At 72.0% G+C, this 24473-nt stretch carries 26 protein-coding genes; 10 read left to right on the plus strand and 16 right to left on the minus strand.

Annotation, left to right across the window (positions count from 1 at the left end):
* Window positions 1–3: 3 nt before the first annotated feature.
* Both ACIBF7_RS36100 and ACIBF7_RS36105 read right to left on the minus strand, forming a co-directional pair.
* Entirely contained in the window at window positions 4–720 is a 717-nt protein-coding gene (locus tag ACIBF7_RS36100) for an MBL fold metallo-hydrolase (protein WP_219543983.1), read from the minus strand.
* A gap of 49 nt (window positions 721–769) precedes the next feature.
* Complete coding sequence (locus tag ACIBF7_RS36105) at window positions 770–1396, minus strand: DUF6758 family protein (RefSeq protein WP_148029267.1); 627 nt, start codon at window positions 1394–1396, stop codon at window positions 770–772.
* 74 nt (window positions 1397–1470) lie between these two features.
* Between ACIBF7_RS36105 and ACIBF7_RS36110 the strand changes: the two genes are divergently transcribed.
* Complete coding sequence (locus ACIBF7_RS36110; RefSeq protein ID WP_148029266.1) at window positions 1471–1866, plus strand: NUDIX hydrolase; 396 nt, start codon at window positions 1471–1473, stop codon at window positions 1864–1866.
* A gap of 21 nt (window positions 1867–1887) precedes the next feature.
* Here ACIBF7_RS36110 and ACIBF7_RS36115 read toward each other — a convergent pair whose 3' ends face one another.
* Both ACIBF7_RS36115 and ACIBF7_RS36120 read right to left on the minus strand, forming a co-directional pair.
* Window positions 1888–5247, minus strand: a complete 3360-nt coding sequence (locus ACIBF7_RS36115) for a hypothetical protein (RefSeq protein ID WP_397199159.1) — start codon at window positions 5245–5247, stop codon at window positions 1888–1890.
* Between the two features lie 349 nt (window positions 5248–5596).
* The gene (locus tag ACIBF7_RS36120) at window positions 5597–6589 is read right to left on the minus strand and encodes a lysostaphin resistance A-like protein (protein ID WP_397199160.1); all 993 of its coding nucleotides are present in this window, start codon (window positions 6587–6589) and stop codon (window positions 5597–5599) included.
* Window positions 6590–6687: 98 nt separating this feature from the next.
* Here ACIBF7_RS36120 and ACIBF7_RS36125 point away from each other — a divergent pair, with 98 nt between their 5' ends.
* Both ACIBF7_RS36125 and ACIBF7_RS36130 read left to right on the plus strand, forming a co-directional pair.
* Window positions 6688–7395, plus strand: a complete 708-nt coding sequence (locus ACIBF7_RS36125) for a hypothetical protein (RefSeq protein ID WP_397199161.1) — start codon at window positions 6688–6690, stop codon at window positions 7393–7395.
* Window positions 7392–7937 carry a DUF6529 family protein gene (locus ACIBF7_RS36130; RefSeq protein ID WP_148029262.1) on the plus strand — a complete coding sequence of 182 codons (546 nt, stop codon included), beginning with the start codon at window positions 7392–7394 and terminating at the stop codon, window positions 7935–7937. The genes ACIBF7_RS36125 and ACIBF7_RS36130 overlap by 4 nt, the downstream gene beginning before the upstream one ends.
* Here the strand turns inward: ACIBF7_RS36130 and ACIBF7_RS36135 are convergent.
* Entirely contained in the window at window positions 7934–8875 is a 942-nt protein-coding gene (locus ACIBF7_RS36135) for a CoA ester lyase (RefSeq protein WP_364231496.1), read from the minus strand. The two genes, ACIBF7_RS36130 and ACIBF7_RS36135, sit on opposite strands and share 4 nt — an antisense overlap.
* 42 nt (window positions 8876–8917) lie before the next feature.
* Here ACIBF7_RS36135 and ACIBF7_RS36140 point away from each other — a divergent pair, with 42 nt between their 5' ends.
* Complete coding sequence (locus tag ACIBF7_RS36140; RefSeq protein ID WP_364231499.1) at window positions 8918–9319, plus strand: hypothetical protein; 402 nt, start codon at window positions 8918–8920, stop codon at window positions 9317–9319.
* Here ACIBF7_RS36140 and ACIBF7_RS36145 read toward each other — a convergent pair.
* Window positions 9247–10218, minus strand: coding sequence for an EamA family transporter (locus tag ACIBF7_RS36145; RefSeq protein ID WP_364231502.1), 972 nt, complete (start codon window positions 10216–10218; stop codon window positions 9247–9249). The genes ACIBF7_RS36140 and ACIBF7_RS36145 overlap by 73 nt on opposite strands.
* Before the next feature lie 96 nt (window positions 10219–10314).
* Here ACIBF7_RS36145 and ACIBF7_RS36150 point away from each other — a divergent pair, with 96 nt between their 5' ends.
* The 3 genes from ACIBF7_RS36150 (at window position 10315) to ACIBF7_RS36160 (ending at window position 13306) form a co-directional block, all read left to right on the plus strand.
* Window positions 10315–11511 (plus strand): magnesium transporter MgtE N-terminal domain-containing protein, encoded by a 1197-nt coding sequence (locus tag ACIBF7_RS36150; protein WP_364231505.1) that lies wholly within the window; start codon window positions 10315–10317, stop codon window positions 11509–11511.
* A gap of 1 nt (window position 11512) precedes the next feature.
* Window positions 11513–11980: a DUF1003 domain-containing protein gene (locus ACIBF7_RS36155; RefSeq protein ID WP_364231508.1), complete on the plus strand. Its 468-nt coding sequence runs from the start codon at window positions 11513–11515 to the stop codon at window positions 11978–11980.
* A 186-nt stretch (window positions 11981–12166) separates the two neighbouring features.
* Window positions 12167–13306, plus strand: a complete 1140-nt coding sequence (locus ACIBF7_RS36160; RefSeq protein ID WP_148029258.1) for an Mrp/NBP35 family ATP-binding protein — start codon at window positions 12167–12169, stop codon at window positions 13304–13306.
* Between the two features lie 18 nt (window positions 13307–13324).
* On the opposite strand, the gene ACIBF7_RS36165 is transcribed toward ACIBF7_RS36160, so the two are convergent.
* From ACIBF7_RS36165 to sigE, 4 genes are all read right to left on the minus strand, one after another.
* A complete protein-coding gene (locus ACIBF7_RS36165; RefSeq protein WP_148029257.1) occupies window positions 13325–13678 on the minus strand; it encodes a sec-independent translocase in 354 nt (117 codons plus the stop codon).
* 261 nt (window positions 13679–13939) lie between these two features.
* A complete protein-coding gene (locus ACIBF7_RS36170; RefSeq protein WP_397199162.1) occupies window positions 13940–15901 on the minus strand; it encodes a trypsin-like peptidase domain-containing protein in 1962 nt (653 codons plus the stop codon).
* 165 nt (window positions 15902–16066) lie between these two features.
* On the minus strand, window positions 16067–16591 hold the full coding sequence (locus ACIBF7_RS36175) for an anti-sigma factor family protein (RefSeq protein WP_397199163.1): 525 nt from the start codon (window positions 16589–16591) through the stop codon (window positions 16067–16069).
* A 1-nt stretch (window position 16592) separates the two neighbouring features.
* The gene (gene sigE / locus ACIBF7_RS36180; protein ID WP_372452411.1) at window positions 16593–17162 is read right to left on the minus strand and encodes an RNA polymerase sigma factor SigE; all 570 of its coding nucleotides are present in this window, start codon (window positions 17160–17162) and stop codon (window positions 16593–16595) included.
* Between the two features lie 248 nt (window positions 17163–17410).
* Here sigE and ACIBF7_RS36185 point away from each other — a divergent pair, with 248 nt between their 5' ends.
* A complete protein-coding gene (locus ACIBF7_RS36185) occupies window positions 17411–18049 on the plus strand; it encodes an O-methyltransferase (RefSeq protein ID WP_148029253.1) in 639 nt (212 codons plus the stop codon).
* A 6-nt stretch (window positions 18050–18055) separates the two neighbouring features.
* Here the strand turns inward: ACIBF7_RS36185 and ACIBF7_RS36190 are convergent, their stop codons facing one another.
* Window positions 18056–19465, minus strand: a complete 1410-nt coding sequence (locus tag ACIBF7_RS36190; protein ID WP_397199164.1) for a leucyl aminopeptidase — start codon at window positions 19463–19465, stop codon at window positions 18056–18058.
* Between the two features lie 76 nt (window positions 19466–19541).
* Window positions 19542–19709 (minus strand): DUF3117 domain-containing protein, encoded by a 168-nt coding sequence (locus tag ACIBF7_RS36195; RefSeq protein ID WP_020545024.1) that lies wholly within the window; start codon window positions 19707–19709, stop codon window positions 19542–19544.
* 188 nt (window positions 19710–19897) lie between these two features.
* Here ACIBF7_RS36195 and ACIBF7_RS36200 point away from each other — a divergent pair, with 188 nt between their 5' ends.
* On the plus strand, window positions 19898–20674 hold the full coding sequence (locus ACIBF7_RS36200) for a PaaX family transcriptional regulator C-terminal domain-containing protein (RefSeq protein WP_148029251.1): 777 nt from the start codon (window positions 19898–19900) through the stop codon (window positions 20672–20674).
* Window positions 20671–21447 (plus strand): enoyl-CoA hydratase-related protein, encoded by a 777-nt coding sequence (locus ACIBF7_RS36205; RefSeq protein ID WP_148029250.1) that lies wholly within the window; start codon window positions 20671–20673, stop codon window positions 21445–21447. Before ACIBF7_RS36200 ends, ACIBF7_RS36205 begins: the two co-directional genes overlap by 4 nt.
* 12 nt (window positions 21448–21459) lie before the next feature.
* On the opposite strand, the gene ACIBF7_RS36210 is transcribed toward ACIBF7_RS36205, so the two are convergent.
* The 4 genes from ACIBF7_RS36210 to ACIBF7_RS36225 form a co-directional block, all read right to left on the minus strand.
* Window positions 21460–22008, minus strand: a complete 549-nt coding sequence (locus ACIBF7_RS36210) for a DNA-3-methyladenine glycosylase I (RefSeq protein ID WP_148029249.1) — start codon at window positions 22006–22008, stop codon at window positions 21460–21462.
* Window positions 22005–22793, minus strand: coding sequence for a hypothetical protein (locus ACIBF7_RS36215; protein ID WP_271276308.1), 789 nt, complete (start codon window positions 22791–22793; stop codon window positions 22005–22007). Before ACIBF7_RS36215 ends, ACIBF7_RS36210 begins: the two co-directional genes overlap by 4 nt.
* A gap of 69 nt (window positions 22794–22862) precedes the next feature.
* The gene (locus tag ACIBF7_RS36220) at window positions 22863–23447 is read right to left on the minus strand and encodes a TIGR00730 family Rossman fold protein (RefSeq protein WP_219543993.1); all 585 of its coding nucleotides are present in this window, start codon (window positions 23445–23447) and stop codon (window positions 22863–22865) included.
* A gap of 11 nt (window positions 23448–23458) precedes the next feature.
* Window positions 23459–24256 carry a TIGR00730 family Rossman fold protein gene (locus tag ACIBF7_RS36225; protein ID WP_148029246.1) on the minus strand — a complete coding sequence of 266 codons (798 nt, stop codon included), beginning with the start codon at window positions 24254–24256 and terminating at the stop codon, window positions 23459–23461.
* Window positions 24257–24473 lie beyond the last annotated feature (217 nt).

Consider the following 24473-nt stretch of genomic DNA (forward strand, 5'->3'; position numbering starts at 1 on the left):
ACCCTAGTCGTCGCCGGAGTCGAGCCTGATGCGGGCGGCCCTGGTGCCGTCGACGAGCGGGCCCTCCTCCTCGGGCTCGGTCTCGACCCGCGTCAGCGAACCGCCGATCCAGTCGTCGAAGTGCGGCTCCAGGTCGCCGATGGTGACCTCCTCGCCGTGGGAGGGCAGCACCCGCGTGTCGCCGGGCAGCGTGAACAGCCGCCCGCCGATGGCGGTGAGCTGGTCGGCCAGGCGGGGGTACTCGCCGCCGAGCTTGCCGGGCCCGTCGGCCTGGAGCGTCTTTCCGGAGAAGACCGCGCCGAGGCCCTCGCAGTAGAGCGAGACCCCGCCGGGCGTGATGCCGGGCGTCTCCATGACGTCGAGCTGGACGTCGGCGACCTGGAAGATGCCGTCGTCCTCCATGTCGATGTCGGGCCAGGTCTCGGTCCAGGTCTCCCGCCAGAGCGGCTTGTCCTTGGGGTGGAGTGCGACGACCGCCTCGTCCCTGGCCGCCACCTCGATGGCGGCGCCGACGTGGTCGGGCAGGCCGTGGGTGCAGATGACCGCGAGCACCTCGCGCTCACCCACCTGCTCCAGGATCTTCTCGGCGTCCCTGGCGGGGTCGATGACGATGGCCTCCTCGTCGTCGCCGATGATCCAGGTGTTGTTCTCGACCTTGTGCTCGGTGCCGTCGATGTCGACGAGGCCCTCGGTCACCACTCGCTCGATACGCGCTGTCACGCCTCCGAACTCTAGCCCGTCCGCACCGGTGAGCGAATCCCGTTGGGCATCAGTCTTCGAGCCGGGGGGAGAACGCGCCGAAGGGGATGTCGAGGTCATGGTCGCGCAGGTCGATCAGGCTCAGCTCGGCGAGCACGATGAGGCAGCCGGCCTCGGCGGGCCAGGCGATGACCCACAGCCAGTTGCCGAGCGCCTCACCGGCGTAGACGGCCCGGTCGGCGGCGCCGTTCACGCACCACAGCGGGGCCGGATGCCCGAGGACCTCGATCTTGGCGTTGGGCGGGCCCGAGTCGAACCCCTCGCCGGGGTCGGCCCCGTCCAGACCGGCGAACGCGGCCCCGAGGCCGACGCCCGGCTCCTCGGCGATGACGAGGATGTCCGCGGGCCCCTGCGTCAAGGACGGCCCGGACAGCGCGACCAGGCTCGCCCGTATGCCCTTGCGCTCGTCGCCGACCTCGCCGAACCCCGTCACCAGCCATCCGGACGGCAGCGGCCAGGGCAGCCAGACCGGCACCAGCGAGGTCTTGCGCATCGCCTCCGCGGCCGTCTGCGACGGCGGCCAGGGCGGCTGGTACGGCAGGACGTCGCCGTGCGCATCGCAACGCCAGGCACTGGACCACACGCTCGGCGCGTGCAGCGGGCCGAAGCACCGTGGGCAGGTTGGAGCCGCTCTCACAGCTACCCACGGTGCTTCGTCGGGCACCGCCCCGTCAAGACCGCAGTCCGTTATCACGTCGTAATCTTGACCATGTGCGCGTAAATTGTGTCGGCGCGATCGTCCTGGACGACGCGCGCCGCCTTCTGCTCATCCGGCGCGGGCACCCTCCGGACGTGGGTCGCTGGTCGCTGCCGGGCGGCCGGGTGGAGCCCGGCGAGTCCGACGCCGTGGCGGTGCGGCGCGAGGTGCTGGAGGAGACCGGGCTGGAGGTGGCCGTGGGCCCGCTCGCGGGCACGGTGGACCTGCCCGCTCCCGGCGGCGACACGTACGCGGTCCGCGACTACCGCGCCACCGTGGTCGGCGGCACCCTCACACCGGGCGACGACGCCGCCGACGCCCGCTGGTGCACGCGGGAGGAGCTCGCCCGGCTGCCGCTCACCACCGGCCTGCTGGACACCCTGCGCGCCTGGCGGGTCCTGCCCACGTGACGCCGCGGACCCTGGCGGGGCTCAGCGGCCGGCGGTCAGGGTGGACGTCCAGAGGATGAGGTGGTCGTCGCTGTAGGTGGTGGACCGGCCCAGCGCCACCACTTCCTCGCCGGAGATCGTCACCGCAGCCAGCCACTGGGCGCCCGGCCCGGCCAGGCGGTCCTCCTTCAGGTCCAGCCGGCTCCACGAGAGGCCGTCCTGGGAGATCCAGGCGGCGCTGTCGCCCTCGCCCTGCTCGCCGTGCCAGCCGACCGCGACCAGGCCCTGCCCGGCCGCCGCCAGGTCGTACACGCCGGCCGCCCGTTCCGCGGGCAGCCATGACGTCTCCCAGGTCACGCCGTCGTCCTCGGAGATCGCCGAGAAGGCCCTGGACGCGCCCGAGGTGGTCGAGGCGGTCCCGATGGCCACCAGCCTGTCCTGGTGCACCGCCACCTGGCGCAGCCCGGCCGAGGACGCGTCCGGCGGGGAGAGCCGCTCGCGGGCCGTCCAGTTCAGCCCGTCCGGCGACACCCAGACGATGCCGCTCTCGTTCCCGCCCGCGCCCGCGCCGCCGACCGCCACGTACCCGTCGGGGGTGGCGGCCACGTCGTGCAGGCGCACGCCCGAGCCGCCCTGCGGCAGCCGCTCCGAGCGGGTGTACGAGCGCAGGTCGGGGGTGAACCAGACGGCCGCCGCCGTGCCCGCCGGGCCGCGGTCCTCGCCCGCGAGCAGGTAGCCGTCGGGGCCCGCCGCGACCGTCCGCACGTCCAGGTACGGATGATCGCCCGGCCTGGCCAGATCGCCCGAGAGCGGCACCTTCTTCCAGGCGCGCCCGTCGCCGGAACTGACCAGCAGCGGCTCCGTCTCCTGGAGGCCGGCCTGGGTGCCGCCTACGGCCAGCCAGCCGCGGCGGCCGAACGCGACGTCGTTCAGCTGCTGCCGTCGCGGGCCGCCGAGCCCGATGGATCTCCAGTCCTTCCAGTCCTGGCTGGTCCAGACGCCGGCCTCGCCCCCGGCCGAGCCGACGGCCACGTAGCGGCCGTCGTGGCTGGCCAGGCCGCTGGTCTCGCGGGCCATCCTGGTCAGGCCGCGGACCTGGTCGAGCGGCACGCGCACGGGCTCGCCGCGCCGGGGCGCCGCCATGAGGACAGGCTCGTTGTCCACGTCCGAGACCGCGCGGTCGCCGCCCGCGTACAGGGTGCCGCCCGCGGCGATCGCGAACCCGCGCAGCGTCGCCCCCCGGAGCTCCCCGATGCCCGCCCGCCCGCTCCACGAGCGGCCGTCCGTGCTGGTCAGCACCGCGTACGAGCCGATCCCCGCCTGGCTCACCGCGGCCACGCCGTCCTCGTACGAGACGAGCCGCTCGACGCCGGGGCTGGCCGCGGGCAGGCCGTCGATCGTGCCGCACTGCGACCACTCGGCGCCGGTGGGCGAGCAGTAGGCGCGCACGTCGCCGGTGATCGTGCGCTGCCTGGTGGCCACCAGCACGAACCGCTTCGACGCGACCGCCAGCGAACCCGCCTTGGGCGTCGCCTCCGGCAGCTGGAAGCCGGTCGCCTGCCACGTGCGGCCGCCGTCGGCCGACCTGAGGACGCGGGAGCCGTCGCCCTGCGCGGGCCTGGCCATGGCCACCACCGTGTCGCCTCTGGCGACCACGGCGCGGATCTCGCCCGCCTCCAGGCCCCGGGTCTCCACCCGCTCCCAGGCGTGGCCGTCCGCGGAGTGCCAGGCGGCCGGGCCCGCGCCGCCGTCGCGCAGCGCCGCCTCGCCCACCGCGACGAACCCGGAGCCCGTCCTGGCGATGTCGTGGATCAGGTCGCCGTCCCTGAAGGCCTCTCCCCCGCCGACCGCCTGCCAGTTCAGGCCGTCGGCGCTGGTCCACAGACCTCGCTCGCGCACCCCGTCGCCGCCGGTGGCCAGCCAGCGGCCGTCGCCGCCGGCCACCCGCTGCACGATGGGCGTGCTCGCGCCGGTGACGCGGCCGAGCTGCCACTTCTCGCCGTCGGCGGAGTAGAGGAACAGGGGCCTGGGCGTCGGGCCGGTGGTGTCGCTGCCCACGACCACCACGGCGCGGCCGACGGCGGCCACGTCGTTGAGCTTCTGGTCGGTGCCCTGGGCCGCCGCCGGGACCGTGAACAGGTCGTCGCCTGACCTGCCGGTGCCGGTGGCGAGCCTGAGCCGGGCCTCGTCGTCGGCGCGCCACTGCCACACCAGCACGCCGGCGGCCACCAGCAGCGCGACCGCCAGCGCCACGGCCATCGGCACGGCCGGGCTGCGCCCCCGCCGCACGGGACTCGCCCGCCGCATCGCCGCCGGGGCCGGGCCCCTCTGATGCCTTCCCCCGGGTCGTTCGGGACCCGACGCGACCAGCAGATCAGGCCGCGCCGGCCTGCCGCCCGGCGGCCTCCCGACCCGCCGCACCGGCTCGTCCCCATCAGCGTTCTCGTCCTGCCCGTCCCCCGCGTTCCCGGCTCCGCCGGAAGCGACCGCCCGTGACGGCTCACCGCTGGTCTCCTCCCCTCGGCCGGGCTGATGCGCGATCCCGTACGGAGCCGTACGAACTTCCTCTCCAGCCTGAGCCGAGGTGCCAGTGACCTCGCCGCTCCCGGGAGCCCGTGTGCCGAGGGCTTCCCCACCCCTCGGAGCGTCGTCTCCTCGGTCTGGCGCCGGAGGCTGGTGGGCGATTCCGTACGGGGCCGTGCGGGCGTCTCGCCTGGTCCGGGTTTCGGGGGCGGGCTCCGCTTCCGTGGGGGGGTTGTTCCCGGCGGCGACGGCATTGGGATGGGTGCCGGTGGTGTCGTGGGGGGAGCCGAGGTCCTTCCCCGCCCCCTCGCCGGGCGGGGAAGGCTCGGGCTCTTGTGGCGGACCGTGGGGTGGTGGGATGGGGCGTGGCGGGCCGCTGGCCACGAGCTTGTCGGGGCGGTCGACCGTGCGGCGGCGACGCCTGGGTTCCGTGTCCGGCTCCGCGGTGGGGGAGCTGTAGGGGCGGCGGCCCTTGGGGAGCTCCTGGGGCTCGTCCTCCGGGGTGGGCGCGGCGAACGGCGGCATCCCCCAGGGCGAGGTCAGCGGTAACCCGCGCGCCCGGTCGTCCGTCGGCCCCGGCGGGCTGTGCCGGATGCGGGGCTCCCGCGCATGCGCACCGCCCGGGGCTGAGGACTCGGCCGGCGGGACGGGCTCGCCGCGGCCGAAGGCTTCCAGCCCGGCGGGGTCGGACGGGGCGCCGCCCAGGCCCTGCGCGACCACGTCGTCGAGGGCTCCCGGGCCGGGCGCGAGCACGTCGCCGGGGGCTCCCGGGCCGGGGGAGGCGGGTTCGTCGGCGGGGGGTGAGTCCGGGGCTGTGGCGTCGCCGGGACGAGGGTCGTCTGGCGGCTGCCGATGCTGGTCACTGGCGCCGGAGGCCACGCGCCGTACCTCCTAGTCGGACGGGTCGAGCGGGACGGGGCCCGGAGCGGGCGGGCCGGTCGGCTCGAAGGGTCGGGTTCGAGTCTGCTCGGCGGAACCGGCAGGAACAGGGGGACCGTTCCAAGGATGACTTATCCGAACATATGCGCTATATGGACTGAATTCGACCTTCGCGTCCCCTCCTCCGGCATCGCGCCACAGGATCGCTCGCACAACGACTACTCCTACCCCGCCGCCCGAAACGATCACCCCTCATCTCGTACGCCCGAGTCCACAAGAACAAGACCAGCACGCCGGAGCCGGAATGGCGAGACCTCTCTAGCGAGATTCCCGGCACCCACCGGTTGATTTATCCAGAAGTAGTGCTGATTGACCGCTTTTTAGCGAAATAGAGCACCAGGAGGATGAACACTCCCAACTGCACGACGGTCCCCACGAGCGACTGCCACGGCACCGGCACCGACGCCTGATCCAGCGCCTGGTCCAGCTGCCCCGCCGCCGCGCTGATGCCGAACGCCACCGTGTTGTTCAGCACGTGCAGCGCGATGGCCGCCTCCAGACCGCCGGTCCACACCGTCAGGACCGCCATGGCCAGGCCGAAGGCGAACACGTCGAGCAGCCCCGCCCACTGGTATCCGTGCAACGACGCGAACAGCACCGAGCTGATCACGATCCCCCACCACGGGTTGCGCAGGTGAGCCCCGAACGCCTGCAGCAGCCACCCCCGGAACAGGTACTCCTCGGTGGCCGCCTGGAAAGGCACGAGCAGCACGATGACGACGAGCGCCGGCAGGAACCGCTCCCACCCGGTCCACCCGAAGATGCCCTCGGTCCGCTCCCCCGTGGCGACCAGCAGGACCACCTGCGCGATCTGGGCCAGCACCATCGACAGCACGGCCGCGCCCACGCAGATCAGCAGCCACGACCAGCGCACCCGCCCGGCCACGGACGAGAGCGTCCCCGGCCGCCGCCGCTGCACCAAGGCGGCCACGCCGAACACCACCGGCAGCACGGCCGCGATCGACAACAACAGCAGGATCATCCCGTACACCGGATCGCCGGAGATCTGCTCGGGCCGCTCGGGCTGCGGGATGCCCAGGACGGCCCCGATGATCACCCCCGCCAGCAGCACGATCGCGCCGATGACGAAGAACGCGGCCGCGACCGCGAGGGTGCCCACGACCTGCCGCCACACCCGGCTGACCGGGGTCCTGGCGAGCTGGTCGTACCGCGCGTCATGCGGCACGGGCGCGTACCAGGACGGTCGTGGCGGCGGGTACGGGTAATAGCCCGCCGGCGGACCGCCGTAAGGGCCTGGTGAAGGCTCGGGATTATCCTGCATCTCCATATTCTGTCCATCCGGTGCGCAATAGTTCACAGACGGCGCGGCCTTTTCGGCGGATGCTCGGGACGTACGCATGTCGACCCTGGGAGCAAGCCATGTCAAGGCTGGGACCTATCGTCACCCTGGCGGCGGGCGCGGTGCTCGCCGCGGGGCTGGGTGTCGCCAGCATCACCGCGGCGCCGGCGGCGGAGCAGGCCGTCGCCACCGCCGATGAGGCGACGCGATCACCGGAAACCGGCGAGGAGACGGCCGCGGCCGAGCCCTCGCCCAGTGAGACGCCGACGTTCGAGGAGCCGGAGCCGCTCGTCCCGGAGAAGGCCGACTACGCGGGCCGGGTGAAGGACAACGGCGGCCTCATCGCGATCTCGATCCGCGACGGCAAGGCCGTCGGATACTTCTGCGACGGCAAAACCGAGGCCTGGTTCAAGGGGAACGCGACCAGCGACCGGCTGACCCTGAAGGGCTCGGGGAAGGCCACGGTCAAGGCCGAGCTCGGCGACGGCGGGGCCGAAGGGCAGGTCGCCGTCGGCGGCAGGAAGTGGAGCTTCGTCGCCGGCACCGCCAAGAAGCCCTCGGGCCTGTACCGGGCCAGCGCCGTCGTGAGGGGCGCCCAGGTCCGCGCGGGCTGGATCGTGGTGAGGAACCCGTCGGGCGGCTACACGCAGGTCGGCGCCGCCTCCCAGGACGGCGAGCCGGTGGACATCCCGCGGCTCGACGGCGACGACCCGACCAGCCCCGTCTCCGTCAACGGGGCCACGGTCACCCCCGAGGACGTCGACGGCTTCATCGAGGAGATGTCATGACCGCCCTCCACCACCGCCCTGCCCGCGGCGCCGTCTCGCTGCTGGTGCCGCTGCTGGCCGGCGGCGTCCTCATGGTCGCGCTCGGCGTGTACGGGCGCGTGCACGCCCCCACCGGCTTCGCCGTCGGCGTCGCGGGCTTCTCGGCCGCGCTGCCGATGAAGGTCTGGCTGACCACGGCCTCGGCGGCGCTGGCCGTGGTGCAGGTCGTCTCGGCCCTGTCGATGTGGGGCAAGCTCGGGGTGGACATCCCCGCCGGGGTCCACCGGTGGTCGGGCAGGCTGGCGTTCCTGCTCACGATCCCGGTGGCCTTCCACTGCCTGTACGCGCTCGGCCTGCAGTACGACGTGCCGAGGGTGATGGTCCACTCGCTGCTCGGCTGCTTCTTCTACGGGGTGTTCACCACGAAGATGCTGGCCCTGCGCAAGGAGGACGCCCCCGGCTGGACCCTGCCGGTGATCGGCGGGCTGGTGTTCGCCGCGCTCGTCGGTCTCTGGCTGACCTCGTCGTTCTGGTTCTTCACCGCGGTCGGGCTGAAGGTCTAACCCTCCGGGCTGAAGCGCGTGGTGCGCTTCAGCCCGGCGGCCCGTCCCTTGGCCGCGACGACGAGCGCCATCTTCCTGGACGCCTCGTCGATCATCTCGTCGCCGAGCATGGCCGCGCCGCGCTTCTCGACCGTCGTGTAGTGCTCGTACGCGTCGAGGATGAGCTCCGCGCGGTCGTAGTCGTCCTGCGGCGGCGAGAACACCTCGTTGGCCGCGTCGACCTGCAGCGGGTGGAGCACCCACTTGCCGTCGTAGCCGAGCGCGGCCGAGCGGCGGGCGGCCCTGCGGAACCCGTCGACGTCCTTGATCTGCAGGTAGGGGCCGTCGATGACCTGGAGGTCATGCGTACGGGCGGCCATGAGCAGGCGCATGAGGATGTAGTGGTAGGCGTCGCCCTCCTCGTAACCGGGCGGCTGCTCGCCCACCACGAGGGTGCGCATGTTGATCGAGGCCATGAAGTCGGCCGGCCCGAAGACCAGCGTCTCCAGCCGTCCGGACGAGCCCGCGATGGCGTCGGCGTTCACCAGCCCGCGCGCGTTCTCGATCTGCGCCTCGATGCCGATCCTGCCGGGTGCGTAACCCATGGCCTTCTCGATCTGCGTGAGCAGGGTGTCGAGCCACACGACCTCGGTCGGGTCCTGCACCTTGGGCAGGATCAGGCAGTCGAGCCGGTCGCCGGCGCCCTCGACGACCTCGATCACGTCCTTGTACGCCCACTGCGTCGCCAGGTCGTTGACCCGCACCGCGACGGTCTTGCCGTCCCAGCCGCCCTCGCGCAGCGCGGCCACCACGTTGCGCCGCGCCTCCTCCTTGGCCAGCGGCGCGACCGCGTCCTCCAGGTCCAGGAACACCTCGTCGACGGGCAGGCCGCGGGCCTTCTCCACGAACCGGGGGTTGCTACCGGGCACGGCCAGGACGGATCTACGCGAACGCAACATGAGCCACACCGTAACGGCACCCGGGCCGGTTACATTCAAGCTGTGACCGACAACACCCTGGCAATCGAGGAGGGCGCCAAGAAGTCCGGCATCCTCTGGCTCGATCTCGACCGGCCGCGACTGGCCTGGCACGCGTGGCACGACGGCGCGATCTATCTGGTGACCGGCGGCGAGGAGCAGGAGCTGCCGGGGCTGACCAGCCGTGAGCGCGTACGGGTCACGCTGCGCAGCAAGGACAACGGGGCCCGGCTGGTGGAGTTCGACGCCGCCGTGGCGGTCGTCGATCAGGCGGCGGCGCCCGAGGTGGTGGCCGTGCTGGCCAAGGAGCGGCTCAACGCCCGCGACAGCGAGGGCCTGCCCGGGCGCTGGGCTCAGGAGTCGACGGTGCTGCGGCTCACGCCCACGTCCACGGGCGCGACCGGCTCGGCGAGCGCGGGCGCCTGACGGCTGACGGTCGCGGTCTGCGCGAGGAGCGCGCCCGTCAGCACGATGGCCCCGCCCAGGATCTGATACGCGCCGAGCGCCTGGCCGAGCAGCAGCCAGGCCACGACCGCGCCGGCGATGACCTCCAGCGAGGCGACGGTCGCGCCCACGGCCGCCGAGAGCCTGCGCACCGCGTTCACCCCGAGGATGTAGGCGACGACGGTGGCGGCCAGCACCATCCAGAGGTACGCGCCGAGCACCGGGAGCGTGGCGCCGCCGGCCGGCGCGACGGTCAGGGTGAAGGCGTCCCAGGGGATGTTCCAGGGCTGGGAGATGGGGGCGAGCACGACGGCGGCGCCGGTCATGCCCCAGGCGATCAGGCCGAGCGGGTCGACGTCGTCCCCGAAGCTATCGCTCATCAGGAAATATCCGGCGCAGCACGCCCCGGCCATCAGCGCCAGCACCAGCCCGATCACGTCCAGCCGGATGCCCTCCCAGGCCTCGACCACGATGGCCAGCCCGGCCACGGCCATGACCGCGCCGATATAGGCGGCCCTGGCCAGCCGGATCTTGCGCACGATCCGCACCCACGCCACCACCATCACCGGCGCCATGAACTCCAGCAGCAGGGCGATCCCCACGGGCAGCCGGGTGATGGCCGCGAAGTACAGTGACTGCACACCGGCGACGGCGACGATCGCGTACACCGCGAAGAACGGGAGCCGCGAGCGGGCGATCCGCAGCGCGGACGGCTTCACCACGGCCAGCACGGCGAGCAGCAGCAGCCCGGCGCCGGCCATCCGCACCCAGACCGCCTCCAGCGGCGCCAGGCCGGCCTCGTTGAGATACTTGGCCATGGGCCCGGAGAAGGCGAAGCAGAGCGAGGACGCGAACGCCATCGCGAGTCCCGCGTAGCGCACGCGAACCCCCGTGAGAAGTAATCACTGTTTAGCGGGTTTGATACTGACACGCCGGGGGTCCGCGGCGCAATGCCATAGCACTGTTAGCCTGCTGACGTGCAGATCTTTGTCGCCCGCCTGGCAGGCACGCCGGTCTTCGACCCGGCGGGCGACCAGATCGGGCGCATCAGAGACGTGGTGGTCGGGCTGCGCGGCACGCGCCCGCCCCGGGTGCACGGCATGGTGGTCGAGGTCCGCCCGCGCCGCCGGGTGTTCCTGCCCATCACCCGCGTACGGGGCATCCAGGCGGGCGCGGTGATCTTCACCGGCAGGCTCAACGTCCGCCGGTTCGAGCAGCGGCCCACCGAGACCCTGGTGATCGGCGAGATGCTCGACCTGACCGTGCGGGTCGACGGCGAGCCGATGACCGTCTACGACGTGGCCGTCGCCGAGGTCAAGCGGTCCGAGTGGCAGGTGACCCGGATCGCGGTCCACCGGGGCAGGCGGCGTGACGCGCGGGTGGTCGACTGGAGCGAGGTGTCGGGCTTCGACATCCTGCAGAAGGACCAGGGCGCCGCCGGGCTGATCGCCTCGTTCGAGTCGCTGCGCGCCGCCGACCTGGCCAGCGCGCTGCACGAGCTGTCCGGCAAGAGGCGCGAGGAGGTGGCCCGCGCGCTCGACGACAACCGGCTGGCCGACGTGCTGGAGGAGCTGCCGCCCGGCGACCAGGTCGGCATCCTGCGCACGCTCGAACCGGAGCGGGCCGCCGACGTGCTGGAGGAGATGGGCCCCGACGACGCCGCCGACCTGCTCCACGACCTGCCCCCGGAGCAGGCGGCCGCGCTGTTGGCGCTGATGGAGCCGGAGGAGGCCGCCCCGGTGCGGCGGCTGCTCACCTACCCGCACGACACCGCCGGCGGCCTGATGACCACCGATCCGGTCATCCTGCCCCCGACCAGCACGGTCGCCGAGGCGCTCGCGCACGTCCGGCAGAAGGAGCTGACTCCCTCGGTGGCGGCCCAGGTGTTCATCACCCGGCCGCCCAACGAGACCCCGACCGGCCGCTACCTCGGCATGAGCCACTTCCAGCGGCTGCTCCGCGACCCGCCCTCCACCCTCCTCGGCAGCGTCATCGACCCGTCGATCGACCCGATCAAACCGGACTTGCCGCTCCACGACGTGGCCGCCTACCTGGCCTTCTACAACCTCGTCGCGGCCCCGGTCGTCGACGAGCACGCCCGGCTCGTCGGCGCGGTGACCGTCGACGACGTCCTCGACCATCTGCTGCCCGAAGACTGGCGCGAGAGGCTCTGACGTGACCACCGAACGCCTGGACCAGCCCCGCGAACTGCGCCGCTCGCTGCGCCCGCACTACGACCCCGAGGTGTTCGGGCGGCTGGCGGAGCGCATCGCCCGCTTCCTCGGCACCGCGCGCTTCCTGGTCTACATGACCGTGTTCGTGGCGGTCTGGGTGAGCTGGAACGTCGCCGCCCCGGCCCGGTTCCAGTTCGACCCGTACCCGTTCATCTTCCTCACGCTCATGCTGTCGCTGCAGGCCTCGTACGCGGCCCCGCTGATCCTGCTCGCGCAGAACCGGCAGGACGACCGCGACCGCGTCCAGTACGAGCAGGACCGGGAGACGGGCGAGCGCAACCGCGCCGACGTCGAGTACCTCACCCGCGAGATCGCCGGGCTGCGGCTGGCGCTCGGCGAGGTGACGACCCGCGACTACCTGCGCTCCGAACTGCAGCGGCTGAGCGAGGAGCTCAAGGAGCGGCGCTGACGCCGTGGGAGCCAGGGAGTAACCTTGGAGGGCTGCCCGGAAAACCGACGGATCCGACTGGATTAACGGGACCGGCTTCCAGGTTCATACCATGGAGGGGCATCCTCAACTGGCGTCCAGCGCCTGTCACACATATACCGGCAAAGGAGGGACGGCACCCCCTCACCCGGGCGTGCCGAGACTTCGATGGCACCAACCCAGGACCAGGTGACGGCCGCCCTCGCCACCGTCATCGACCCCGAGATCCGCCGCCCGATCACCGACCTCGGCATGGTCAAGGGCGTCGACATCGCCGCAGACGGCAAGGTGCGCGTCGGCGTCTACCTCACGGTCGCCGGCTGCCCGATGAAGGACACCATCCGGCGCGACGTCACCGCCGCGGTCGCCAAGGTCGACGGCGTCAGCGCCGTCGAGCTCGAACTCGACGTGATGAGCCAGGAGCAGCGCAAGGAGCTGCAGACCAAGCTCCGCGGCGACCGGGGTCCCGAGAAGGAGATCCCGTTCAACAAGCCCGGCTCGCTGACCCGCGTCTTCGCGGTGGCCAGCGGCAAGGGCGGCGTCGGCAAGTCGTCCGTGACGGTCAACCTCGCCGCCGCCATGGCCGCGAGCGGGATGAAGGTCGGCATCGTCGACGCCGACATCTACGGCCACAGCGTCCCCCGCATGCTGGGCGCGGCCGAACGGCCCACCAAGGTCGAAGACATGATCATGCCGCCGATGGCCCATGACATCAAGGTCATCTCGGTCGGCATGTTCAAGCCCGAGGGCAACACCCCCGTCGTGTGGCGCGGGCCGATGCTCGACCGGGCGCTCCACCAGTTCCTCGCCGACGTCTACTGGGGCGACCTGGACGTCCTGCTGCTCGACCTGCCGCCCGGCACCGGCGACATCGCGATCTCGGTGGCCCAGCGGCTGCCCGGGGCCGAGATCCTGGTCGTCACCACCCCGCAGATGGCCGCCGCCGAGGTGGCCGAGCGGGCCGGCTCCATCGCGGCGCAGACCCACCAGCAGATCGCCGGCGTCATCGAGAACATGGCCTGGCTGCCCTGCCCCCACTGTGACGAGCGCATCGCCGTCTTCGGCGAGGGCGGCGGCCAGACGGTCGCCGACGCGCTGACCCGCATCCTCGGCGCGCGCGTGCCGCTGCTCGGCCAGGTCCCGATCGACCTGCGGCTGCGCGAGGGCGGCGACGAAGGCAAGCCGCTGGTGCTCACCGACCCCGACTCCCCCGCCGCGACGCAGCTCCGCTCGATCGCGGCCACGCTCGGCAAGCGCTCGTCGAGCCTCAAGGGCATGCAGCTCGGGCTCTCGCCCAACCGGGGCTGACCCCGCGACGGGCGTGGGTCAGGTCGCCTCGTTGTCGTACGGGGGGATCTCGCCCACGCCCAGCTCGCCGCCCACCGGGACGGTGTCGGCGGGCTCCAGCTCGGCCGCGGCCGGCTTCTTCCAGTCGTCCTCGTCGTCCTCCAGCAGATGCTTGCGGACGAAGTTGCGCGGATTGAGGTCGGCCGGGTCGAAATTGGAGAACTCGGGCCCCAGGCCGGCCCGCAGGTCGTCACGCGCGTTGTTGGCCATGCGGCGCAGGTTGCGCAGGGTCTTCCCGGCCTGGGAAGCCGCCTGGGGCAGCTTATCCGGGCCGAAGACCAGCAGCGCGATAATGATCAGCGCGCCGACTTCCAGCCAGCCAAGTCCGAACACCGTCAGCTCCAAGCAGTCAACCGCCCCGGGGACAACCCCGGCTATCCCACAGACTAAGGGCTCTAACGGGTAGCTCGGTCTCCTCCTCGCGGACGAATCCCGCCTCCGAAGAGGCTCCAGGACCTCCCCCGGCTTTTCAGCCGAGCGGGCCGGAGGCACGCGTCACGGCGCCTCACCCGAGGGGCCCCTTCGGGTTGCCCCCCGAGGCACGCGTCACGGCGCCACACCCGAGGGGGTTCCCTTCGGCGGGAGCGCGCGAGATCAGGACGGAGTAGGCGTGGGAGCGTCGGCGCTGACCACGAGGGTGGCCGTGCGTTCCTCGTTGTCGCGCTCGTACTTGATGTTGATCTTCGCGCCCGGCGCCTTGCTGCGGATCAGCGCGATGAGCTCGTTGCCGTCCTGGAGGCGCAGGCCGTCGACCTCAAGGATGATGTCGCCGGGCTTGAGCCCGGCCTTCTCCGCCGGGCCGCCCTCGTCGATCGGCGGGCGGCCGTTCTGGATGCCGGAGGCGATGCGTACGCCCTCGCCGCGGTATTCGGTGTCGAGCACGATGCCGATCTTGGGACGCTTGGCCTTGCCGGTGGTGATGAGCTCCTCGGCGACGCGGCGCGTCTGGTTGACCGGGATGGCGAAGCCGAGGCCGATGCTGCCGCTCTGGCTCGTCATGGACCGGCTGAGGGTGGCGATCGCCGAGTTGACGCCCACGACCTCGCCGCGGCCGTTGACGAGCGGGCCGCCCGAGTTGCCGGGGTTGATGGCGGCGTCGGTCTGGATGGCGCTGATGTACGCGGTCTCCTCGCCGCCCCCGCCGCTCTCGTCGCCGGCGATGACCGGCCGGTTGAGCGAGCTGACGATGCCGGTGGTGACGGTGCCGGTCAGGCCCAGCGGCGAGCCGATCGCGATGACGGGGTCGCCCACGACCACCTGGTCGGAGTTGCCGAGCGTGATCTCGGGAGTGCCGAACGTCTCCTCGGGCTTGAGCACCGCGAGGTCGGAGCCGGGGTCGCGGCCGACGATGCGGGCCGTCGTGGTCTTGCGGTTGTTGAACATGATCTTGATGTCGCCGCCGCCGGCGGCCAGGGCGACCACGTGGTTGTTCGTCACCACGTACCCGTTCTTGATCAGGAACCCGGAGCCGGAGGCGCCCTCGGTGTTGCTGCCGTTGCCGACCTCCAGCGAGACCACGCTGGGCAGCACCCGCGCGGCCACGCCGGCGACGGAGGTGGGGGCGCGGTCGACGTTGCCCGTGGGGATGGGGCCGAGGCTGTAGGAGGGGTCGGTGCTGCCGCTCGGGCGGGTCAGCAGGTAGGTGCCGACGCTGCCGAGCCCGGACGCGACCAGGGCGACGACCAGGGCCAGCACGAGCAGCATCGGGGTGCTGGGGCCGCGGCGGGGGGCCGCGACCCTGGTGGCGCCGGGCGGCGGCGCCCAGTTGGCGCCCATGGGCAGGGCGTTCGGCGGCGGCGGCGGGCCGCTCCCGCCGAACGGGCCCTCGCCGCTGGGGTTGGTGAAGGAGCCGGGGCGCTTCTCGCCGCTGCCGAAGAACGGCCACTCGCCGGTCGCGTACGCGTTCTCGCCGGCCGGGCCACCGAAGCGCGGTCCTTCACCACCGGGATGCCCGAAGGACGAACCCTCGCCGCCGGGGTTGCCGAAAGCCGGTCCTTCCCCACCCGGATGCCCGAAGGTCGGACGCTCGCCACCGGGGTTGCCGAAACCGGGGCCTTCACCACCGGGGTGCCCGAAAGAGGGACGCTCACCACTCGGATGCCCGAAGGGCGGGCCCTCGCCCGAGTCGCCGAAACGGGGTGACTCGCCGTAGGGCGAGCCTTCGCCGCCCGGATGACCGAAGGACGGGCCCTCGCCGCTCGGGTTGCCGAAGGACGGACGCTCGCCGCCCGGATGGCCGAAGGGCGGGCCTTCGCCGCCGGGGTGTCCGAAAGAGGGGCGTTCGCCGCTCGGGTTGCCGAAGGACGGGCTCTCGCCGCTGGGGTGGCCGAAGGCGGGGGGCGGGCCGGGGGGCTCGTACGCGCGGGTGTCGCCCGGGCGGGCCGGCTCGTCGTAAGGGTGGGAGGTGCCGAAGACGGAGGTCTCGCCGGCGTCGTCACCGCCGGGGGCGGGCGGCCGCCCGTCCTGCCGGTCTCCGGCGGGGAGGAACTCCGGCCGGCCCTGTGGCTCAGGGTGTCCCGACGGCGTGCGTCCTTCGGGGCGCGTCTCGTCGGTCATCTAATCCACCACTCCTTGCTCACGACACCGCAACCATGGTCTGTACGGCATACGGGTGCTGTAAAGCAATTGTCAGCCCGATTCTCCTGACATATCCCGATCTCAGATCGTATGCCCCTCACGCCATGGACTACGCCATCACGAGTATCCCAGCCGGGATCGGTCTCAAGGAGTGGCGGTGGACGGCGCGCCCGTGGGCGTCGGCTGCACGCGCTTGACGAGCTCGACCGGCGGCGTCTGGGTGGTCTGCCCGGCGCCGGAGACGGCGAAGAACGTGCCGAGCGCCACGGCCGCCGACACGACGCTGACGGCGACGTACGTGCCGCGCCTAGTCGCGCGGCCAGGGCCCGAGGAGGCGCCACCAGTGCCGTTCCTTCGGGGCCGGTTGTCCAAAGGGGCGATGCTGTGCGGCCCCGGGATGGGCACCCCTCCGAACGTACGCGTAGGGAAAGGCCGCTCCCTGGGCGGCAGCGGACCGCCGGGCTCGGCCATGCGCAGCAGCGACATGGTGAGGTCCGCGGGCAGCGCGGGGGTCTCCAGCGAGCGCAGGCGGGACTTGAGCGCCCGCACCGACTCCACTTCTCTCCTGCAGTCGGCACAGAACGTCAGGTGGGCCAGCGCGCGCTCTCGCTCGGCGTGATTGAGTTCGCCGTCGACGAGCGCGGATATGCGTTCTTCAAGGTGAGCCATGTCAGACTTCCTCCCCACGGGTTACGGTCGGGGGGAGTTGGGAATTACGGGGTGCCCGATGTTCGAGCGCCTCGCGCAACTGTGCCCGGCCACGGTGAATCCGGCTTCTGACCGTTCCCAGCTTGACGCCGAGCGTGGCCGCGATCTCTTCGTAGGACAATCCCTCGATGTCACACAGCACGATCGCCGCCCGGAACTCGGGTGCGAGCGCGTCGAGAGCGGCCTGGATGTCAGGCTCCAGGTGAGCGTCGTGCAGGGCCTGCGCCGGCGACGGCTCCCGGCCGCGAAGCCGCTCGGCCGCGTCGTCGGCCAGTCCCTCGAACCTGATGCGCTGCTTGCGCCGCGCCATGTCGAGGAACAGATTGGTCGTGATCCGGTGCAGCCAGCCCTCGAACGTGCCGGGGGTGTAACTGGACAAAGATCGGAAGACCCGGACGAAGACCTCCTGGGTGAGATCCTCCGCGTCGTGGACGTTGCCGGTGAGACGGTACGCCAGCCGGTAGACACGCGCGGAGTGGGTCCGCACCACTTCCTCCCAGGTGGGAGGGGTCCATTCCGGTTCGGGGACCATGCCGGGGACATCGGACAACGGAGTATCGGCCTGGTGGTCACTTTCGTCCACCAGCACTCCTCTCTCTGGGACCACCGCTACCGTCATAGTGCCTGGTTTTGTCCCTTCGTGCGCACTCACTGCCATCCGGACCGGCAAAGCCCGTTTAAACCTGCAACGCCTCGAGGCCCTCCTGAGTTCCCGTCCCGGCACTACTCCCCTAGGCTGCGATCGGTGACCAATCGCACGAAAGTGGGGGGAGGAGGCCGATGACCAGTCCGTTGGAGGCCACTCTGGCCTATGCGGAGCAGTTCCATCACGAGGATGAGATCCTGCACGCGGCGCGGCAGCGCGGGCTGGAGATGGGTGCCCCGCCCATCCTTCCCGGCGGCGGCGCGGCGCTCTGCTTCCTCGCCACCGCGATCAACGCCAAGTCGGTGGTCGAGGTCGGCACCGGCTGCGGCGTCTCGGGGCTGTGGCTGCTGCGGGGCATGCGTGCCGACGGCACGCTCACGAGCGTCGACGTCGAGCCCGAGCACCAGCGGCTCGCCCGGCAGGCGTTCGCGGAGGCGGGCTTCTCGGGCGGCCGGGTGCGGCTGATCACCGGACGGGCGCTCGACGTGCTGCCGCGGCTCTCCGACGGCGGCTACGACCTGGTCTTCGCCGACGCGGCCAAGCAGGAGTACGCCGACTATCTCTCCGAGGCGGTCCGCCTGCTCCGCGTCGGCGGCATCGTGGCCTTCGACAACGTGCTCTGGCACCACCGGGTGGCCGACCCCGCCCAGCGCGACCCCGACACCGTGTCGCTGCGCGAGCTGGGCAAGCTCGTGCAGGCCGACGACCGGCTGCGGTCGCTGCTCATACCGCTCGGCGACGGCCTGCTGGCCGCGGTCAAGGTCTCCGGCTGAGGCGCGTCACAGCCCGGACAGCCACTCCAGCAGCACGCGCACGCCGAACCCGGTGGCGCCCTTGGTCAGGAGCCCTTCGTCGACCGTGCTCCGCCCCACCCCGGCGATGTCGAGGTGGGCCCACGGCCGGTCGCCGGCGAACTCGCGCAGGAACAGCGCGGCCGTGATCGAACCGGCGCCGTAACGGGAGCCGATCTCGACGTTGGCCAGGTCGGCCACCGGCGACTCCAGCGCCCCGGCGTAGTCGTCGATCAGCGGCAGCCGCCACAGCCGGTCGCCGCTGGCCTCCCCGGCCTCCAGCAGCCGCTTGGCCAGCTCGTCGTCGGAGGCGTAGAGGCCGCCGCGGTGGCGGCCGAGCGCGACGGTGACGGCGCCGGTGAGCGTGGCGACGTCGACGACCACGTCGGGGTCGAGCCGGGCGTCGGCGTAGGCGAGCGCGTCGGCCAGCACCAGGCGCCCCTCGGCGTCGGTGTTGAGCACCTCGACGGTGCGCCCGCCGTACGGCCTGATCACGTCGCCGGGGCGCTGGGCCGTGCCGGACGGCATGTTCTCGGCGGCGGCCACCAGGCCCGTCACCCGGATCGGGAGGCCGAGCCGGGCCAGCGCGCCCATCACGGCGATCACCACGGCGCCGCCGGCCATGTCGGTCTTCTGCGTCTTCATGTTCTCGGTGGGCTTGAGCGACAGCCCGCCCGAGTCGAAGGTGATGCCCTTGCCGACCAGCACCACGTGGCGCTCGGCGGGCTCGTCGGGAGTGTAGGAGAGCTGGATGAGCCGCGGCGGCCGGGCCGAGCCGCGGCCGACGGCCAGGAGGCCGCCGAAGCCCTCGGCCTGGAGCTGCTCCTCGTCCCAGACGCGGATCGGGACGCCCTGCTCGGCGGCCCGCTCGGCCAGCCACGACGGGCCCTTGACCGACGACGGCATGTTGGCCAGGTCGCGGGCCAGCGCGACGGCCCGCGCCACGCTCTCGCCCCTGCGGACCTGCTCCTCGTCGGCGCCGACGAAGGTGATCGCGCCCACCGGCCGCTTCCCCGCCGAACCGATCTTGAACGAGTAGGCGGCCAGCAGCGCGGCCTCGGCGAAGGCCCGCGGGTCGCCCTCGGGCGTGACCACGGCCAGCGACTCCTTGCCGCGGGCGCGGCGGGTCAGCGTGGCCGCGGCCTTGCGCAGGGCTCGCGGAGAGCCGTCGCCCACCCCGTAGAGCAGGACGCGGCCGACGCCGTCGCCCCTGGCCACCGGGACCTCGACGACCTCGCCCGCTTCTCCCTCGGCCTCGTAGTGCGCGAGCAGCCCGGCGACCGGCACGTGCAGGTCGAGCTGGAGCGCCGGGGCGAGCGCGGAGTCGTAAGGGACGGCCAGCAGCGGGGCGTCGTCGGGAACCTGGGCGACCACCGAGGCAGCGGTCTCGATCGGCACGTTCTCTCCTCATACGTCGGCGACCCTGGCACGCGGGTGCACGCCAGGGCCGTGGGGTGAAGATCGGTCGGAAGCTCTAGCCGACGACGTTCTTCAATGCTTCGCCGAGAGCCTTGGCCTCGTCCGCGGAGATCTCCACGACGAGCCGTCCGCCCCCCTCCAGGGGGACCCGCATGACAATGCCGCGCCCTTCCTTGGTGACCTCGAGCGGACCATCGCCGGTCCGCGGCTTCATCGCCGCCATGCGTGCATCCCTTCCTGCCTTGGGCTCCCGCGGCCCGCGATCTCCGACCTCCGACCTCCCGAAACGGGTGGTCGGCGTATTCACGTCTTCTGTGATGTCCTATTCTCCCGCATCGAGAGCCCTCATGGGTAACGATCTCCTCCCAGAATGCGTTGTCGAGCGGGGCGAAGCCATCCAAACTGGACTTCGTGCACGCACGCGCCGCCCTGTTCGACCTGTATGGAGACCACCTGCGCTCTCGCGGTGGGCAGGCGTCCGTGGCCGCTCTCGTTCGATTGATGAAACCCCTGGAAATCGCCGCACCGGCCGTGCGTACAGCCGTTTCCCGCATGGTCAGGCAGGGCTGGCTGCGGCCGGTCCGGCTGCCGCGCGGGCCCGGCTACGGTCTCACCCCGAAGTGCGTCAGACGGCTGGATGAGGCGGCGCTGAGAATTTACCGAGCCGGAACCTTGAGCTGGAACAGCCGCTGGCACCTGATCGTGTTCCCGCCCGTCAAGGAACGGCCGCGCCGCGAGCGGATCAGGATCACGCTGGCCTTCCTCGGCTACGCGGCGCTTTCCGAGAGCACCTGGATCGGCCCGCGTTCCTCCGCCGAGCTGGACCACCTGCTGGAGAGCGAGGGAGTGCGGGCCGATAGGTTCGAGGCGGCACTGGAGGGAGACCCGCGCGAGCTGGTGGCGCGGGCCTGGGATCTGGACGCCATCGGCGAGGCCTACGAGCAGTGGCACGCCGAGGCCGACACACTGATCACCGCCCTGCCCGCCCAGGCCAGGCCCGACCTAGTCTTCGCGACAAGGAGCAAGCTCGTGCACGGATGGCGGAACTTCCTGTTCCGTGACCCCGGCCTGCCGCCCGAGCTGCTGCCCGCGGGCTGGCCGGGTGAGAAGGCCAGGGCGTTCTTCGAGCAGGAGGCAGCCCGGCTGCTGCCCGCAGCCGCCGCGTTCGTCGACAGGGAGTTGCATTGATCCGTTATGACGTGGCCGACGCCGTCGCCACCATCACGCTCGACCGGCCCGACGCGATGAACTCGCTGACGGCGGAGGTCAAGACCGCCTTGCTGGACGCGCTGCGGCGGGCGGCGGCCGACCCCGGCGTGCGCGCCGTCCTGCTCACCGGCTCGGGCCGGGCCTTCTGCGCGGGGCAGGACCTGCGCGAGCACGCCGCCAACCTGGAGGCCGGCCGCGGCCTGGACAACACGGTGCGCGAGCACTACAACCCGATCATCGAGCTGATCACCACGATGGACCAGCCGGTCGTCGCGGCGGTCAACGGGGTGGCCGCGGGCGCGGGCGCCGCCCTCGCCTTCGCCTGCGACCTGCGGATCGCCTCGGAGAAGGCCAAGTTCGCGCTGGCGTTCGCGGGCATCGGGCTGGCGCCCGACTCGGGCGCCTCGTGGACGCTGCAGCGCCTGGTCGGCCTGGGCCGGGCGACGGAGCTGATGCTGCTCGGCGAGCCCGTCACCGCCGCCCGCGCGCTGGAGCTGGGCATGGTCACCCGCGTGGTGCCCGCCGACGACGTGCTCAAGACCGCGCACGAGCTGGCCGTACGGCTCGCGCAGGGGCCGACGAAGGCCTACGGCGCCACCAAGCGGGCGCTGGCCCACGCCGCCGCGCGTCCGCTGCCCGAGGCTCTGGCGCTGGAGGCCGACCTGCAGGACGCGTGCGCGGCCACCGACGACCACCTGCGGGCCACGGCGTCGTTCCTGGCCAAGGAGCAGCCGGTCTTCCACGGTCGCTGACGGCGCGCGGGCTCAGGCCCGCGCCACGCAGCCCTTGATGTGATCGTTGACCAGCCCGATCGCCTGCATCAGCGCGTACGAGGTGGTCGGGCCGACGAACCTGAACCCGTGGCTCTTCAGCTCCTTGGCCAGCGCCTTGGACGCGGGGGTCACGGCGGGCACGTCGGCCATGGTCGCGGGCACCGGCGCGGACGGGTCGGCATATTTCCAGACCAGGTCGGACAGGCCGCCCGGCACCTCCATCGCCGCCCTGGCGTTGGCGACCGTGGCCTCGATCTTGGCCCGGTTGCGCACGATGCCCACGTCGGCGAGCAGCCGCCGCACGTCGTCCTCGGTGTACGCGGCCACCTTGGTGATGGCGAAGCCGTCGAAGGCGGCGCGGAAGTTCTCCCGCTTGCGCAGGATCGTCAGCCACGACAGGCCCGACTGGAACGCCTCCAGCGTCACCCGCTCGAAGACCCGGTCGTCGCCCCGCACCGGACGGCCCCACTCCTCGTCGTGGTAGGCGAGGTAGAGCGGGTCGGCCATGCCCGCCCACGAGCAGCGGATCACCTCGCTCACGCCCGCCCGTCCCCCTCCTTGCCGCCGTCCTCGTCGCGCGCTTTGTCGTCGCCGTCTTTGTCGCCGGAGACCCGCACCAGTTCGCCGACGTCGCCGGACCCCTCGGAAGACCGTCGCCGGTCGCCCCTCTCGGACCCCTCCGCCGCGCTCTGCGCCGTCTCGAACCGCTCCTGCTCGTCCCGCTCCACCGGACCCTGCTCGGCCTCGGACGGTTCAGACCCGTCCCGCTCCGCGGAACTCTCCCCGGTCTCAAGGTCTTCGGGCTCGTCGTGTTCGGATGATGCGGCGAGGTCCTGGCCGTCGGGTCCCACCCAGGAGACCGGCTCGTGCTCGACGCCGGCCGGCGCCTCCAGCGCGGACGGGGGCACGTGACCGTTGGACGGCGGGCCGCTCTCGGCGGTCAGCGCGAGGGGCGAGGCGGGCGGCTCGTGCTCGGTGCGTGGCCCGTTGCCCGGCGCGGCGTAGACCTCCTGGCGGGCGTACAGCCTGCTCGACAGCAGCTCCGACACCCGCTGCTCCAGGATCGCGATCCTGGTGTCACGCGCGCTGATGGCGTTGGCCATCCGGCGCAGGGACTCGTCGACGCTCTGCGTGTGGTAACCGATCAGATTGACCGGCAACTGCAACGCCAGGACGTCGACCGCCGCGAGATTGCCCGCCTCGGGAAGGTTGAGCGGCGGCACGTCCGGCGGGAACTCGGTCAGCTCACCGCCCTTGCCCAGGGACACCAGGACCACGCCGGCCAGGATGGCGAGCGCGGCGATGGCGAGGATGACCAGCAGCACATTGGCATCGTACTCATACCACCGGGGCACGAGTCCCGCACTTGCCCCACCCGGTGCGCAGCCGGACGCTCAGTCGACGGCCTCGCTCAGCTCCTCCACGCTCGGCCGGACGGGCTGCGCGCGGGCTTCGAGATGGGCCAGCGCCTCGTCGACCGTGGTGGTCCAGGAGATGGCGTCGAAGACGCCGGCGCGGGTGAACCCGGCGTCGTACATGCCGCTGACCAGGTCCCTGAGCGGCCGGTAGAGCCCCCAGGGATCGAGGATCACCAGGGGACGGTCGTGGATGCCGAGCACCCTGGCCGTCCAGATCTCGAACAGCTCCTCCAGCGTGCCGATGCCGCCGGGCAGCACCAGAAAGGCGTCGGACCTGGCGTCCATCTGGCCCTTGCGCTCGCGCATGTCGGCCGTGACGATCAGCTCGTCGGAATCCTCGTCGGCGATCTCGATCTCGACGAGGACCTGGGGGATGACGCCGATCGTGCGGCCGCCGGCGGCGCGGGCCGCCCTGGTGACCTCGCCCATGCAGGAGACGGTCGCGCCGCCGCTCACCAGGGTGTGGCCGCGCCGGGCCAGCTCACCCCCCACCTCGGCCGCCAGGCGGAGATACTTGTCGTCGATGTGCCGGCTTGAGGCGCAGAAGACGCAGATGTTCACGGAGAGCCAGCCTATTGCGGCTCGGCCACCTGCGCCCTGACGGACTCCTCCTCGTCCTCCCGCCGGCGCGACCGGTTCAGCTCGGAGTCGGTGATGATCCGCACCGCCTCGTCGACGTCGTCGGTGACCGTGATCAGGTCGAGGTCGTGGGGGGCGATCTTGCCGGTGCCGCACAGCTGGCTCTTGACCCAGTCGAGCAGCCCGCCCCAGAACTCCGAGCCCATCAGCACCACGGGGAAGCTGGTGACCTTGTGGGTCTGGACCAGGGTGAGCGCCTCGAACAGTTCGTCGAGCGTGCCGAACCCGCCGGGCAGCGCGATGAACCCGCACGAGTACTTCACGAACATGGTCTTGCGTACGAAGAAGTAGCGGAACTCGATGCCGAGGTCCACGTAGTCGTTCATACGCTGCTCGAACGGCAGCTCGATGCCGAGCCCGACCGACACGCCGCCGTCGACCTCGGTGGCGCCCCGGTTGGCCGCCTCCATGACGCCGGGCCCGCCTCCGGTGATCACCGCGAAACCGGCCTGCGCCAGCGCCCTGCCGAGCTCCCGGCCCACCTTGTACTCCGTCGAGTCGGCGGGGGTCCTGGCCGAGCCGAACACGGTGACCGCGCGGGGGAGCTCGGCCAGCTGGCCGAAGCCCTCGACGAACTCCGCCTGGATCCGCAGCACGCGCCACGGGTCCTGGTGCACCCAGTCGGCGGGCCCCTGACGGGCCAGCAGCCTCTGGTCATGGGTCGACTCGGGCACCAGGTTGCCGCGCACCACCGCCTGGCCTTGCCGCCGTTCGCGGCGATTCGCTCTCATACGGACCACGCTATCCCTCAACAGTTCGCTGGATGTCCGGTATCTGCCTACCCTGCGGGGACGTGGCCGGGATGCCGCCAGGAAGGCCGCCGGAAGAATCTTGAAAAACTTCCCGGGAAACCTGGAACCAGATTTCGCGACCCCTGCGTCTAACCGGCGAGGGTGCTGCTCGGGACTGAAAGTGGCTCTCCCCGTCAAATGGCCGGCGAGGAGAGCC

Source organism: Nonomuraea sp. NPDC050478, assembly GCF_044458265.1.
Taxonomy (GTDB): domain Bacteria; phylum Actinomycetota; class Actinomycetes; order Streptosporangiales; family Streptosporangiaceae; genus Nonomuraea; species Nonomuraea ferruginea.